The sequence below is a fragment of the Streptomyces sp. NPDC020192 genome (genome assembly GCF_044388685.1).
Taxonomy (GTDB): Bacteria; Actinomycetota; Actinomycetes; order Streptomycetales; family Streptomycetaceae; genus Streptomyces.
The window spans coordinates 1-16,341 of the sequence record NZ_JBIRXG010000014.1; the positions used below are offsets into that span (position 1 = coordinate 1).

2 protein-coding genes are annotated in these 16,341 nt (G+C 77.3%); both read left to right on the forward strand.

The features are described 5' to 3' along the window. On the forward strand, positions 1-6,018 hold a 6,018-nt coding region (locus tag ACH47Z_RS25860), incomplete at its 5' end, for an SDR family NAD(P)-dependent oxidoreductase (protein ID WP_399077550.1). Beyond that, entirely contained in the window at positions 6,018-16,295 is a 10,278-nt protein-coding gene (locus tag ACH47Z_RS25865; RefSeq protein ID WP_399077552.1) for a type I polyketide synthase, read from the forward strand. The genes ACH47Z_RS25860 and ACH47Z_RS25865, both read left to right, overlap by 1 nt. Positions 16,296-16,341 lie beyond the last annotated feature (46 nt).

Consider the following 16,341-nt stretch of genomic DNA (forward strand, 5'->3'; position numbering starts at 1 on the left):
GTGGTGGGCAGTGCGGGGCAGGGCGGTTACGCGGCGGCGAATGCGGCGTTGGACGCGCTGGCCGGGCTCCGGCGGGCGCAGGGGCTGCCCGCCACGTCCATCGCCTGGGGACCCTGGACCGACGGCATGACCACGGGGCTCGGCCGGGCCGACCGTGCGCGTATCGGCCGGTCGGGCACCCGTGCGCTCGGTACCGAGGACGGGCTCGCCCTCTTCGACCAGGCCGTGCGCGGCACCGACGCCCTCGCCGTCGCCGCGCTGTGGGACCTGTCCGCGCTGCGCGCGGCACCGACGCTGCCGCCGCTGTTCCACAAGCTCGTCGGACGCCCGGCCCGCCGGTCGGTGGCCGACGGCGCCGGCCGGGCCGAGGAATGGGCCGACCGCTTCACCGGCCTGGCGCCGGCCGAACGGGAACGCGCCGCCGTCGAGTGGGTCCGCGAGCAGGCGGCGGCCGTGCTGGGGCACGCGTCCCCCGGCGCCGTCGCCGTGGACCGGGCCTTCCTCGACCTGGGCTTCGACTCGCTCACCGCCGTGGAACTGCGCAACCGGCTCGCCACGGCGACCGGACTGCGGCTCGGCACGACCGCGGTGTTCGACTACCCCACGCCGGCCGCGCTCGCCGCGCACCTGCTGGAGCGCGTGCTCGGCGCCACGGCCGCCGTGCCCGCGGCGCCGCGCGTCACCGCACCCGCCGACGAGCCGATCGCGATCGTCGGCATGGCCTGCCGCTACCCCGGCGGCATCACCTCACCGGACGAGCTGTGGCAGGCGGTCGCCGAAGGCCGTGACACCATCTCCGGGTTCCCGGCCGACCGCGGCTGGGACCTGCGGGCGCTGTTCGCCGACGACCCCGAGCGGCCCGGCACCAGCCACACCCGCGAGGGCGGATTCCTGCACGACGCCGGTGAGTTCGACGCCGACTTCTTCGGGATCTCACCCCGGGAGGCCCTCGCCATGGACCCGCAGCAGCGGCTGCTGCTGGAGGCGTCCTGGGAGGCGATCGAGCGTGCCGGGATCGACCCGGCGTCGCTGCGCGGCAGCCGGACCGGTGTGTACGCCGGCGTGATGTACCACGACTACGCGGCCCGCGTGGACGTGCTGCCCGACGGCGTCGAGGGCTACCTCGGCACCGGCAACTCGGGCAGCATCGCCTCCGGCCGGATCGCGTACGCCCTCGGTCTGGAGGGCCAGGCCGTCACGGTCGACACCGCGTGCTCCTCGTCGCTCGTCGCCCTGCACTGGGCCGTGAAGTCGCTGCGCTCCGGCGAGAGCGACCTCGCGCTCGCCGGCGGCGTCACCGTGATGGCCACCCCGGGCGTGTTCGTCGACTTCTCCCGGCAGCGCGGCCTCGCCACCGACGGGCGCTGCAAGTCGTACGGGGCCGGCGCCGACGGCACCGGCTGGTCCGAGGGCGTCGGCATGCTCCTGGTCGAGCGGCTCTCCGACGCCCGCCGCAACGGTCACCCGGTGCTCGCGGTCGTCCGCGGCACCGCCGTCAACCAGGACGGCGCGTCCAACGGGCTCACCGCGCCCAACGGGCCGTCCCAGCAGCGGGTGATCCGGCAGGCGCTGGCCGACGCCCGGCTCACCCCCGCCGACGTGGACGCCGTGGAGGGCCACGGCACCGGCACCTCGCTCGGCGACCCGATCGAGGTGGAGGCGCTGCTCGCCGCCTACGGTCAGGAGCGGGACGAGCCGCTGTGGCTGGGGTCGATCAAGTCCAACATCGGGCACACCCAGGCCGCCGCGGGTGTCGCCGGTGTGATCAAGATGGTGCAGGCCATGCGGCACGGGGTGCTGCCCCGCACGCTGCACGCCGACGAGCCGTCCCCGCACATCGACTGGGCCTCGGGCGCGGTGGAACTGCTGACCGGGGAGCGGGAGTGGCCGCGGACGGAGCGGCCGCGCCGGGCCGCTGTGTCCTCCTTCGGTCTGTCCGGCACCAACGCCCACGTGGTACTGGAACACCCGGACCGCGTTGAGCAGCCGGCCGAGGCCGCCGTACGGCCCGCCGTACCCGTTCCGGTGCCGCTGTCCGCGCGTACCGACGCGGCGCTGCGGGCCCAGGCCGACCGGCTCGCCGAGGCGGTGACCGCCGACCCGGACCTGGTCCCGCTCGACATCGCCCACTCCGCGGCCACCGGCCGGGCCCGGCTGGAGCGCCGGGTCACCGTCGTGGCGGCGACCCGCGACGAACTGCTGGCCGGGCTGGGCGAGTTGGGCCCGGCCACGACGGCCGGTACCGGGCACACCGCGTTCCTGTTCACCGGGCAGGGCGCCCAGCGCCCCGGCACCGGCGAGGAACTGGCCGCCGCCCACCCGGTGTTCGCCGCCGCGTACGCCGAGGTCGCCGCCGCGTTCGACACCGTCCTCGACCGGCCGCTGCGCGAGGTCGTCGCCACCGGCGACGCTCTCGACGACACCGGGTACGCGCAGCCGGCGCTGTTCGCGCTGGAGGTCGCGCTCGGGCGGCTCTTCGAGTCCTGGGGCGTCGTACCGGACTTCATGCTGGGGCACTCCGTCGGCGAACTGGCCGCCGCGCACCTGGCGGGAGTGTGGTCGCTGGCCGACGCGGTGCGCGTCGTCGCCGCCCGCAGCCGGCTCATGGCCGCCCTGCCGGCGGGCGGCGCGATGGCCGCCGTCGAGGCGCCCGAGGCGGAGGTGGCCGCCGAACTGGCCGACGGCGCGGTGCTCGCCGCGGTCAACGGCCCCCGGTCGGTGGTCGTCTCCGGCACCCGGGACGCGGTGCTGGCCACCGCCGGGCTGTGGGCCGCACGCGGCAGCCGTACCCGGGAGCTGAAGGTGTCGCACGCCTTCCACTCCCCGCTGATGGAGCCCATGCTCGCGGACTTCACGGCGGCCCTGGCCGGCGTGGAGTTCCATGCGCCGCGCATCCCGCTGGTGTCCACGGTGACCGGCACCCTCGCCGGCGACGAGCTGTGCACCCCCGCCTACTGGGTCCGGCACGTACGGGACACCGTGCGGTTCGCCGACGGCGTCCGCGCCCTCGGCGAGGCCGGCGTGGACACCGTGCTGGAACTCGGCCCGGACGGCGTCCTCACCGCGATGGCCGCACCGCTGCTGCCGGACGCCGCCGTGGCTGTACCCACGCTGCGCGCCGGACGGCCGGAGGCGTCCGCCGTGGCCGCCGCGCTCGGCGCCCTGCACGACCGGGGCGCGGCGGTGGACTGGCCGGCCTTCTACGCGGGCACCGGAGCCCGGACCGTCGAACTGCCGACGACCGCGTTCCAGCGCACCCGCTACTGGCTGGAGTCCGCGCCCCGGACCGGCGACCTCTCCGCCGCCGGGCTGGCCACGGCCGGCCACCCGCTGCTCGGGGCCGCCGTCGACTCGCCCGACGGGATCCTGCTCACCGGCCGGCTGGACACGGCCGGCCATCCCTGGCTGGCCGACCACACCGTCCTCGGCACCGTTCTGCTGCCCGGCACGGCCTTCGTCGAACTCGTCCGCGCGGCCGGCACACGCGTCGGCCTGCCGCGGGTACGGGAACTCACCCTGGCCGCGCCGCTCGTGCTGCCCGCCGAAGGCTCGGTCGTGGTCCAGGTGCACGTGGGTGCGGCCGTCGACGGCGAGCGGCCCGTCACCGTGTCCGCCCGCGCCGACGACGGCGCGGAGTGGACGCGGCACGCCACCGGCATGCTCGCCCCGGCGGCACCGGCACCCGGCACCGAGCCGCTGCCCTGGCCGCCGCAGGACGCCGAACCGGTGCCGACCGCCGGTCACTACGACGAGCTGGCCGCCGCCGGTCTCGGCTACGGCCCCGCCTTCCGTGCCCTGCGCGCGGTCTGGCGGCGCGGTGACGGGCCGACGGCCGAGGTGTTCGCCGAGGTCGGCCCCGCGCCGGGCACCGACCCGACGGGCTTCGGCGTGCACCCGGCGCTGCTCGACACCGCGCTGCACGCGGCCGGCGTCGGCGGACTCGGCGTGGCGGGCGTGCCGTTCACCTGGAGCGACGTCCACGTACACACCACCGGTGCCCGCTCCCTGCGGGTGCGGATCGCCCCGGACGCGAGCGGCGGGCTGTCCCTGCGCGCCACGGACGACGAGGGCCGTCCCGTGATCGACGTCGAGGCGCTGCGCCTGCGCGCGATCGCGCCGGAGGACCTGCGCACCGCGTCGGCCGCCACCGAGGCGCTGTTCGACCTGGACTGGGTCCCCGTCCCCGTCGCCCCGGGCCGCCGATCGAGCGAACGCCGGGCGGTGCTCGCGCCCGCCGACGCCGCCCTGACCGCCGTACTGGGAGCCGGGACCGAGACGGTCAAGGACCTCGACACGGTGCCGGACGACACGGACGTCGTCCTCGCGGTCCTGTCCACCGGGACCATGACCCCGGCCGGCGAGGCGGCGGCTGTGTCCGCCGGGACCGGTGCCGGTGTGCCCGAGGTGGTCCGGGGTGTCCTGGGTGACGTTCTCGAGCTGGTCCGGACGTGGGTGGCGGGGGAGCGGTCCGCCGGGCGGCTGGTCCTGCTCACCCGTGGTGCGGTGGCGCTCGCCGGGGAGCGGCCCGATCTGGCCGGCGCCGCCGCCTGGGGTCTGGTGCGCGCGGCGCAGTCCGAACACCCCGGCCGGCTCGTCCTGGTCGACGTCGACGACGACCCGGCGTCCCTGGCCGCGCTGCCCGCCGCGCTCGCTACCGACGAACCGCAGCTGGTGATCCGCGCCGGTGCGGTGCGCGCCGCCCGTCTGGTCCGCGCCACCCCGGCCACCCCCGCCGAACCTGCCGTCCCGCTGGGCACGCGCGGCACGGTGCTGGTCACCGGGGCGACCGGCAGCCTCGGCACCCTGGTGGCCCGGCACCTGGTCGCCGAACACGGCGTCCGGCGGCTGCTGCTGGTCAGCCGGCAGGGACGGCAGCCGGAGCTGGCCGCGGAACTCGCCGCGGCCGGCGCCGAGGCCCGCTTCGCGGCCTGCGACGTCGGCGACCGGGCCGCCCTCGCCGCGCTCCTCGCGAGCGTCGATCCCGAGCACCCGGTGACGGCCGTCGTGCACGCCGCGGGCGTGCTCGACGACGGCGTCGTCGCCGCGCTCACCCCGGACCGGCTCGACACCGTCCTGCGGCCCAAGGCGGACGCCGCCTGGCACCTGCACGAACTCACCGCCGACCTCGACGCGTTCGTGCTGTTCTCGTCCGCCGCGGGCCTCCTGGGCGCGCCCGGACAGGCCAACTACGCGGCCGCCAACGCGTTCCTGGACGCCCTCGCCGCCCACCGCCGGGCCGCCGGCCTGCCCGCCGTGTCCCTCGCCTGGGGCCCCTGGGCCGACGGCATGGCGGCACAGCTCGACACCCGCCGCGCCTCCCGGGCCGGACTGCTGCCGATCGACGCGGCACTCGGCCTGGCGCTGTTCGACACCGCCCGCGCCGGGGCACCGGCCGCCCCGCTCGCCGCCCGGCTCGACCTGCCCGGGCTGCGCGCCCGGGCGGCGGAACTCCCGCCGGTCCTGCGGGCTTTGGTGCCGGCCCCGGCCCGGACGGCATCCGAGCCGGCCGAGCCGCTGGCGGACATCCTGGCCGCGCTGCCCCCGGCGGAACGGGAGCGCCGGGCACTCGACGTCGTCCTGCAGCACACCGCCGAGGTGCTCGGCCACGCCACGGCCGACGGCGTCGACCGGGAACGCGGCTTCCAGCAGCTCGGCTTCGACTCCCTGATGTCCGTCGAACTGCGCAACCGGCTGGGCGCCGCCGCGGGTCTGCGACTTCCCGCCACGGTGATCTTCGACCACCCGACGCCCGCCGCGCTCGCGGCCCACCTGGTGGCCGAACTGGCCCCCGGCCGGACCACCGCGGCCTCCCTGCGCACCAGTACCCTCGCGGAACTGGAGTCCGCGGCGGCCGAGTTCGCCGCCGACCCGGAGCTGCGCGAGGGCCTGCGCACCCGGCTGCGCGCACTGCTGCGCACCCTCGACGACCCGGCCCCGGCAGAGCCGCTCGCCGAGACCGGCGAGGAGAGCCTCGCCGATCTGCTCGACCTCGCCGACCGGGAGCTGGGGGACTTCTGATGACCGACACCGACCGCACGAACGACCGCACCACCGCACGAGGAGCCACCGCGTTGTCCCAGGAACAGACCGACGACCGCAAGGTCGTGGAGACGCTCAAGCGCCTGACCACCGACCTGCGCCGCGCCAAGCAGCGGCTGCGCGAGGCCGAGGACCGGGCGCACGAGCCGATCGCGATCGTCGGCATGGCCTGCCGGTACCCCGGGGACGTCACCTCACCGGAGGACCTGTGGCGGCTCGTGCTCGACGGCCGGGACGCCATGGGCCCCTTCCCCACCGACCGCGGCTGGGACCTGGCGGCCCTCTTCGCCGACGACCCCGAGCGCTTTGGCACCAGCCACACCCGCGAGGGCGGATTCCTGCACGACGCGGGCGAGTTCGACGCCGGCCTGTTCGGCATCAGCCCCCGCGAGGCACTCGCCACGGACCCGCAGCAGCGGCTGCTCCTGGAGACCGCCTGGGAGGCCGTCGAACGCGCCGGCATCGACCCCACCTCCCTGCGCGGCAGCCGCACCGGCGTGTACGCCGGCGTGATGTACCACGACTACGGCACCGGGGCCGACCCGCTGCCCGAGGGCGTCGAGGGCTACCTCGGCCTCGGCACCGCGGGCAGCGTGGCCAGCGGCCGGATCGCCTACACCCTGGGCCTCGAAGGCCCCGCCGTCACCGTCGACACCGCCTGCTCCTCCTCGCTCGTCGCCCTGCACTCCGCGGTCCGCGCGCTGCGCGCCGGGGAGTGCACGATGGCCCTGGCGGGCGGTGCGACCGTCCTGTCCACCCCGGCCGTGTTCGTGGACTTCTCCCGGCAGGGCGGCCTCGCCGCCGACGGGCGCTGCAAGTCCTACTCCGCCGAGGCCGACGGCACCGGCTGGTCCGAGGGCGTCGGCATGCTCCTCGTCGAACGGCTCAGCGACGCCGAACGCCTCGGCCACCCCGTCCTGGCCGTGCTGCGCGGCTCCGCGGTCAACCAGGACGGCGCCAGCAGCGGCCTCACCACCCCCAACGGGCCGGCCCAGCAAAGGGTCATCCGGCAGGCGCTGGCCGACGCCCGGCTCACCACCGCCGACCTGGACCTCGTGGAGGGCCACGGCACCGGCACCCCGCTCGGCGACCCGATCGAGGTGCAGGCCCTGCTCGCCACCTACGGCCAGGACCGCGCCGAACCGCTCTGGCTCGGCTCGGTGAAGTCCAACATCGGCCACACCCAGGCCGCCGCCGGCGTCGCCGGCGTCATCAAGGCCGTCATGGCGCTCCGGCACGGCGTGCTGCCCGGCACCGCCCACCTCACCGAACCGACCCCGCAGGTCGACTGGACCGCCGGCGCGGTGGCACCTCTGCGCGAGCCCCGCGCCTGGCCCGAGACCGGCCGGCCGCGCCGCGCCGCGGTGTCCTCCTTCGGGATCAGCGGCACCAACGCCCACATCGTCCTGGAACAGGCCCCCGCCACCGATTCCGCAGCGGTGGAGGCCGCAGGAGACCAGGCTCCCGCCGCGCCGCAGGTTCCCGCCGCGCGTCAGCCTGCCGGGGACCAGAAATCCCCCGCGGCCCATACGCCCACCGCACCGGCATCCGCCGGTCTCCGGCCGGCACCGGCCGCCCTCCCCGTCCCCCTGTCGGCCGCCACCGGGGCCGGTGTCCGCGCCCAGGCGCTCCGGCTCGCCGCCCACCTCGCCGAGCACCCCGAACTCGCGCCGCAGGACGTCGCGTTCAGCGCCGCCACCACCCGCGCCGCGCTGTCGTCCAGGGCCGTCGTACTCGCCGACGACCGGGCCGGGCTGCTGGCCGCCCTCACCGCACTGGCCGAGGACCGGCCCAGCCCCGCCGTCGTCACCGGCACCGCCGCGGCCGGCACACGCCGGATCACCTTCGTCTTCCCCGGCCAGGGCGCCCAGTGGGCCGGCATGGCCGTACCCCTGCTGGAGACCTCGCCGGCGTTCGCGGCGACATGGGCCGCATGTGCCCGCGCCCTCGCCCCCTGGGTGGACTGGTCGCCGGACGAGGCGATCCGTTCCCCGCAGGCCCTCGAACGCGTCGACGTCGTCCAGCCCGTGCTGTGGGCCGTCATGGTCAGCCTCGCCGGCCTGTGGCGGGCCGCGGGCGTCCGGCCCGACGCCGTACTCGGCCACTCGCAGGGCGAGATCGCCGCCGCCTGCGTCGCCGGCGCCCTGTCCCTCGAGGACGGCGCGAAGGTCGTCGCGCTGCGTGCCAAGGCCCTGCTCGCCCTCGCGGGCCGCGGCGGCATGCTGTCCGTCCCGCTGCCCGAGGCGGAGGTCCGCGCCCGCCTCGACAGCCGCCCCGGCCTCGGCATCGCCGCCGTCAACGGGCCGTCCACGGTGGTGGTCTCCGGCGAGACGGCGGCCCTCGACGCCGCCCAGGCCGCCTGGGAGGCCGACGGCATCCGGGTACGCCGCATCCCCGTCGACTACGCCTCCCACTCCCCGCACGTCGCCGAGGTCCGCGACCGTCTCGCCGCCGACCTCGCCGGCATCACCCCGCGCCCGGCGGACGTGACCTTCCTGTCCACCCTCACCGGAGAGCCGCTCGACACCACGGAACTCGACGCCGGCTACTGGTACCGCAACCTGCGCGAGCCGGTCCGCTTCGAGGCGGCCACCCGGCGCGCCCTCGAACAGGGCCACCGCCTGTTCATCGAGGTCGGCCCGCACCCCGTGCTCACGCTCGGCGTCCAGCAGACCGCCGAGGCGATGGACGTCCCCGCCACCGCGATCGCCACCCTCCGCCGGGACCAGGGCGACCTGCTCCGCTTCCGCACCGCGCTGGCCGAGGCCGCCGTCCTCGGGGCGCCCGTGGACTGGGCCGCCGAACTCGCGCCGTACGCGCCCCGCCGGGTCGATCTGCCCACCTACGCCTTCCAGCGCGAGCGCTACTGGCTCACCCCGCAGCGGCGCGCCGCCCTGGCCGCCGGCACCGGCACCGACCCCTGGGACGGCCGGTTCTGGGACCTCGTGGACCGCGCCGACGTCGAGGAACTCTCCCGCGCGCTTGGCGTGGACGGCGACGACCCGCTCACCGCCGTCGTACCGGCCCTGTCCCGCTGGCGCCGCCTGCTGCGTGACCAGTCCGCCGTGGACAGCTGGCGCTACACCGTCACCTGGGAACGGCTCGCCGTCCCCGACGACGCCCGGCTGACCGGGCCGTGGCTGCTCGTCGTACCCGCGGCACGGGCCGGCGACCCGCTCGCCGCGCGGTGCGCCGCCGCGCTCACCGCGCACGGCGCCGAGGTCACCACGCTCACCCTGGACGCGGACGACACCGACCGCGACGCGCTCGCGGCCCGGCTCGCCGGCCTCAGCCCGGCAGGGGTGCTGTCCCTGCTCGCCCTGGACGACGCCCCGCACCCCGGGCACCCCGCCCTGCCCACCGGGCTGGCCCTGACCGTGGCCCTCGTGCAGGCCCTCGGCGACGCGGGCGTCACCGCGCCGCTGTGGTGCGCCACCCGGGGTGCCGTCGCCACCGGCCCCGCCGACCGCGTCACCGCACCGGCCCAGGCGCAGACCTGGGGCCTCGGCCGCGTCGTCGCGCTGGAACACCCCGAGCGCTGGGGCGGCCTGATCGACCTGCCCGCCGAGTGGGACGAACGCGCCGCCGGCCGGCTGGCCGCGCTGCTCGCCGGCCCCGGCGACGAGGACCAGACGGCCCTGCGCGCCACCGGCGTGTCCGCCCGCCGCCTGACCCGGGCGCCGCTCGGCACCGAGCCCGCCCCCCGGCCGTGGCGGCCGGCCGGCACCGTCCTGCTCACCGGCGGCACCGGGGCCCTCGGACCGCACCTGGTGCGCTGGCTGGCCGAGCAGGGCGCCGAGCGCATCGTGCTGCCCGGCCGCCGCGGCGCCGCCGCCCCCGTCGCGGCCGAGCTGACCGCCGAACTGGCCGGCACCGGCACCGAGCTGCACTTCCCGGTGTGTGACGTCACCGACCGCGCCGAACTGGCCGCCCTGGTCGACGGACTCGACGCGGCCGGCACCCCGGTGCGCAGCGTCCTGCACGCCGCCACCGCCCTCGAACTGCGCCCGCTGGCCGACACCCCCGTCGACGCGTTCGCCGGCCAGACCGCCGCCAAGGTGCTCGGCGCCCAGCACCTCGACGCACTCTTCGCCGACCGGGACCTGGACGCCTTCGTGCTGTTCTCCTCGGTCGCCGGCGTCTGGGGCAGCGGACTGCACGCCCCCTACGCCGCCGCCAACGCCTACCTCGACGCCCTCGCCGAGGACCGCCGCGCCCGCGGCCTGGCCGCGACCTCGATCGCCTGGGGCATCTGGGCCGCCGTCAACGAGTGGGACGGCGTGAACGAGGACGTCGACCCCGAGCGCGTCGGCCGCCAGGGCCTGCCGTTCCTCGACCCCGGCCTGGCCGTCGCCGGGCTGCGGCAGAGCCTCGACCACGACGAGACCACCGTGGTGATCGCCGACGTCGACTGGACCCGGTTCGTCCCCGTGTTCTGCTCCGCGCGCCGCCGGCCGCTGCTGGAGTCCGTGCCCGAGGCCGCCGCCGTGCTGCGCACCGCCACCGTCGACACCGGCACCGTCTCCGCGCTGCGCGAGCGGCTCGGCGCCCTGCCCGAGGCCGGGCGCCGACGGGCCGTCACGGAGCTGGTCCGCGAGCACGCCGCCGCCGTCCTCGGCCACGGCTCGCCCACCGCGCTGCCCGCCGACCGCGCCTTCCGGGACGTCGGCTTCGACTCCATCACCGCGGTCGAGCTGCGCAACCGGCTCCGCTCGGCCACCGGCCTGTCCCTGCCCGCCACCCTCGTCTTCGACCACCCGTCGCCCGCCGCGCTGGCGGACCACCTCCTCGCGCTGGCCTTCGACACCGCTTCGGCCGACATCGCGGCCCCGGGCGCCCGCGGCGCCGCCGATGACGACGACCCGATCGCCATCGTCGGCCTGGGCTGCCGCTACGCCGGCGGCGTCACGTCCCCCGACGAGCTGTGGCAGCTCGTCGTGACCGGCCAGGACGCGGTCGGCGGGCTGCCCACCGACCGCGGCTGGGACCTCGACGCGCTCTACGACGCCGACCCCGACGCCCGGGGCCGCAGCTACGTCCGCCAAGGGGCCTTCCTCACCGACCCGGCCGGCTTCGACGCCGCGTTCTTCGGCATCGCCCCGGCCGAGGCCCGGGCCACCGACCCGCAGCAGCGGCTGCTGCTGGAGACCGCCTGGGAGGCGTTCGAACACGCCGGCATCGACCCCACCGCCCTGCGCGGCGGACGCGTCGGCGTCTTCGCCGGCGCCAACGTCGGCGACTACGCCTCCAGCCGCGGCCCCGGCGCCGGCGGCTCCGACGGGCAGCTGCTCACCGGCAACGTGCCGAGCGTGATCTCCGGCCGGATCGCCTACACCTTCGGCTTCGAGGGCCCGGCCGTCACCGTGGACACCGCCTGCTCGTCCTCCCTGGTCGCACTCCACCTGGCCTGCCAGTCGGTGCGCAGCGGGGAGAGCGACCTCGCCCTGGCCGGCGGTGTCGCGCTGATGTCCAGCCCCGCCGCGCTGATCGGCTTCTCCGCGCAGCGCGGCCTGTCCGGCGACGGCCGCTGCAAGGCCTTCGCGGACGCCGCCGACGGCACCGGCCTCGCCGAGGGCGTCGGGCTGCTGCTGGTGGAACGCCTCTCCCGGGCCCGCGCCCAGGGCCACCGCGTCCTCGCCCTCGTCCGCGGCTCGGCGATCAACCAGGACGGCGCCTCCAACGGCCTCACCGCTCCCAGCGGCCCCGCCCAGCGGCGCGTCATCACCGCCGCGCTCGCCGACGCCGGACTGCGGCCCGCCGCCGTGGACGCCGTGGAGGCCCACGGCACCGGCACCCGCCTCGGCGACCCCATCGAGGCCCAGGCCCTGCTCGCCACCTACGGCCAGGACCGCACCGAACCGCTCTGGCTCGGCTCGGTGAAGTCCAACATCGGCCACTCCCAGGCCGCCTCCGGCGCGGCCGGCGTCATCAAGACGGTGCAGGCGCTGCGGCACGGCCTGCTGCCCGCCACGCTGCACGTCGACCGGCCCACCGGCCAGGTCGACTGGAGTACCGGGGCGGTCGCGCTGCTGACCGAGCCACGGGACTGGCCGGCCGTGGACCGGCCGCGACGGGCGGCCGTGTCGGCGTTCGGCCTGTCCGGCACCAACGCCCACGTCATCCTCGAACAGGCCCCCGCCGAGGACTCCACCCCGTCCGCCCCCGCACCGGTGCGGCCGGTGGTGTGGCCGGTGCACGGCCGTACCCGCGACGCCCTGCGCGCCCAGGCGGCACGGCTGCGCACGCATCTTCAGACCCGCCCCGACGTCCGCCCCGCCGACGTCGGCTGGACCCTGGCGGCGGGCCGGTCCGTGTTCGACCACCGGGCCGTGGTGCTCGGCACCGACCGCGCCGACCTGCTGCGCGGACTCGACGCCGTCGCCGCCGGCACCCCCGACCCCGCGGTCGCCGACGGCGCGGCCGACGGTGCCGACCGGGTCGTGTTCGTCTTCCCCGGGCACGGCGCCCAGTGGCCCGGCATGGCCAGGCAACTCCTCGACGACTTCCCGGTGTTCCGGGACAGCGTGCTCCAGTGCGCGGACGCCTTCGCCGAGTTCGTCGACTGGTCCCTGCTCGACGTGCTCCGCGACGAGGAGGGGGCGCCGCCGCTGCACCGGGTCGACGTGGTCCAGCCGGCCCTGTTCACCATGATGGTGTCGCTGGCCGCGCTGTGGCGCTCGTACGGCGTGGAGCCGTCGGCGGTGGTCGGCCACAGCCAGGGCGAGATCGCCGCCGCCTACGTGGCGGGCGCCCTGGACCTGCGGGACGCCGCCCGGATCGTCGCCACCCGCGGCAAGGCGTGGCTGACCCTGGCGGGCACCGGCGGCATGGCCTCCGTGGCGATGCCCCGCGCCGAGGCGGCCGAGCGGCTGCGGCCGTGGGGCGACCGCCTGGACATCGCGGCCGTCAACGACCCGCGCTCCGTCACCGTCGCGGGCGACCTCGACGCACTGGAGGAGTTCCTGACCGGCCTGGAGGCGGAGGGCATACGGGTCCGGCGGGTGCGCCAGATCGTCGGCGCGGGCCACACCGCGCACGTCGACGCGCTGCGCGACCAGCTGATCGAGGCCCTCGCGCCGACCGCGCCGCGTTCCGCGCCGATCGCGTTCTGCTCCACGGTCACCGGGGGACTGCTCGACACCGCCGGGCTCGACCACCACTACTGGTACCGCAACGCCCGCCGGACCGTCCTGTTCGAACAGGCTGTCCGCACGCTGGGGGAGCAGGGTTACGGCCCCTTCCTCGAGATCAGCGCGCACCCGATGTTCGCCGTCGCCGTGCAGCAGACCCTGGAGGAGACCGGCGGCCCGGCCACCGTCCTCGCCACGCTGCGCCGCGACGAGGGCGGGCGCGACCGGTTCCTGCGCGCCGCCGCCGAGGCCCACGCGGCCGGCCTCACCGTCGACTGGCGCCCGGCCTTCGCCGGCACCGGCGCCCGTACGACCGAACTGCCGACGTACGCCTTCCAGCGCACCCGGCACTGGCTGGAGCCGGGCGGCGGCAGCGGCGACGTGACGGCCGCCGGGCTGGCACCGGCCGGGCATCCGCTGCTCGGCGCCGCGGTCGAACTCGCCGACGGAGCGCTGGTGCTCACCGGCCGGCTCTCCGGCACCGCACAGCCCTGGCCGGGGCCCGAGGCACCCGCCGCCGCGCTGGTCGACCTCCTCCTGACCGCCGCCGACCGGGCGGACTGCGCGGGCATCGGCGAACTGACCGCGTACGAGCCGCTGCTCGTCCCGGCCGGCGGCGCCGACACCCGGGTGTCCGTCAGCGCCCCGGACGCGGCGGGCACCCGCACGGCCGCCGTCCACACCCGCACCGCCGACGGTCCGTGGACCCGCCACGCCGAGGCCACGTTGACCACCGGGCCGACCCCCGGCGAGCCCCTGACGGACTGGCCACCGTCCGACGCGGAACCGCTGCCGCTGGACGCGTGGGCCGGGCATACGAGAGCGCCGGAACCGACCGCGCCGGGACCGCGGGATCCGGAGCGGACGGGCTCTCAGGTGCCCCTCGCGGAGCCGACCGTGCCCGGACCGTGGGATCCCGAATCGCCGGTCGTGCGGGTGCCTGTTGTGGGGGCGGCCGCTCCGGGGGGTGCCGGGCGTGCCGGGGCGGCCGTGGTCGCCGTATGGCAGCGGGGGGCCGACCTGTTCGCCGAGGTGGCGCTCGAGGAGGACGCCGCCCAGCGGGCCGACGCGTTCGCGTTGCACCCGCTGTTGCTGGACGCGGCCCTGGAACCGGTGCTCGACGGCGAGTTGGTGCCCGTCGCGTGGTTGGGTGTCCGCCTGCACGCGACCGGGGCGCGGACCCTGCGGGTGCGTGCGGAGCGGACCGGACCGGACACCGTGGCGCTCACCCTGGCGGATCCCGAGGGCGGCCCGGTGCTGACCGCCGACACCGTCCGGCTCGGCCCCGCGCCCGGCGCGGGAGCCGGCCGGCGGATCGGCAGGGACGCGCTGTTCCGGATGGACTGGGCGCCGGTGCCGCTCGCGCCGGCCGCGCCCGGCCGCTGGGCGGTGCTCGGGGCCGACCCGCTCGGCGCCGCGGACACCCTGCGCGCCCTCGGCCACACCGTGCACGTCGCCGACGGCCCGGCCGGCCTGGCCGAGGTGCCCGACGCGGTGCTGCTCACCGCCGTAGGCGCTCCGGGCGAACCGCCCGCCGAGGCACGCACCGTGCTGCACGGCACGCTCGCCACCCTCCAGGCACTGCTCGCCGACGACCGGTTCGCCGCCGTACCGCTCGTGGTGCTCACCCGGGGCGCGGCCGACGCGGCGGACGACCTCGCCGGCGCCGCGGCCTGGGGCCTGGTCCGCTCCGCACAGTCGGAGCACCCCGGCCGCTTCGTGCTGGCCGACATCGACGACGACCCCCGCTCCTGGCGGGCGCTGGGCGCCGTACCGGCCGGCGGGGAACCGCAGTTGGCGCTCCGGGCCGGCGAGGCCACCGTGCCGCGGCTGGCCCGGCTCGCGCCGCCGGACGGCCCGGTGCCGTGGGACCCGGACGGCACCGTCCTGGTCACCGGCGCCTCCGGAGACCTCGGCGCGCTGGTGGCCAGGCACCTGGTGGCCGCCCACGGGGTACGGCACCTCGTCCTCGCCTCCCGGCGCGGCCCGGCCGCCCCCGGCGCGGCCGAACTCCGCGCCGAGCTGCGCGAGTCGGGCGCCGTCACGGTCACGCTCGCGGCCTGCGACGCCGCCGACCGCAAGGCGCTCGCGGAGCTGCTCGCCGCCGTCCCGGACGAGCACCCGCTCACCGCCGTCGTGCACAGCGCCTCCGTCCTCGACGACGGCGTGTTCGCCGCCCTCGACCCGCACCGACTGGACACCGCGCTGCGCCCGAAGGCCGACGCGGCCTGGCACCTGCACGAACTGACCCGGCATCTGAACCTGTCCGCCTTCGTGCTGTTCTCGTCCGTGGCCGGCACCTTCGGCGGCCTCGGCCAGGGCAACTACGCGGCGGGCAACGCCTTCCTGGACGCGCTGGCCCGCCACCGCCGCGCCCAGGGCCTCCCGGCGACCTCCGTGGCCTGGGGCTGGTGGGCCGAACGCGCCGCCAAGAGCGGCCACGGCACGGTCGCCGACACGCCGGTCGCCGTCAACGGCATGACACCGCTGTCCGAGGAGCAGGGCCTGGCCCTGTTCGACGCGGCCTGCCGCGGGGACGAGCCGTTCGTGGTGGCCGGCGCCCTGCACCTGCGCTCGCTGCGCGCGGCGGCCGACGAACTGCCGGCTCCGCTGCGCGGCCTCGTCCGGGCACCCGCCCGCCGGGCCGCCGCCCAGGCCGGGACGAGCGCGCCGACGGTGGCCGGGGAGCTGGCCGGCCGTACGCCCGCCCAGCGGGAGGCGTTCCTGGTGGACCTGGTGCGCGCCGAGGCCGCGCTCGTCCTCGGCCACGCGGGCCCGGACGACGTACCGGCCCACCACCGGTTCCTCGACCAGGGATTCGACTCGCTGGCGGCACTGAAACTGCGCAACCGGCTCGCCGCCGTCACCGGGCTGCGGCTGCCGCCGACGCTGGTCTTCGACCACCCCACCCCGACCGAGCTGGCCCGTCGTCTGCTGGCCGAACTCGCCCCGTCCGCGGACGCGGAACCGCCCGCGTTCGACGACGAGGACGCCGCCACGGCCGTCCTGGTCCTGGAGGAACTCGGCCAGTTGGACGAGGCGATCACCCGGCTGCCCGCCGACGGGCCGGAACGCGCCCGGATCGCGGGCCTGTTGGCCGACCTGCTGGCCAGGTGGGGGCGATGACGTTGCACACAGCACTGGCGACAGGCCAGGGGCCGTCCGATAGCAT

Excerpts from the sequence above, each read along its gene's own strand:
- ACH47Z_RS25865 (WP_399077552.1), top strand. The coding sequence starts at position 6,018 with ATGACCGACACCGACCGCACGAACGACCGCACCACCGCACGAGGAGCC.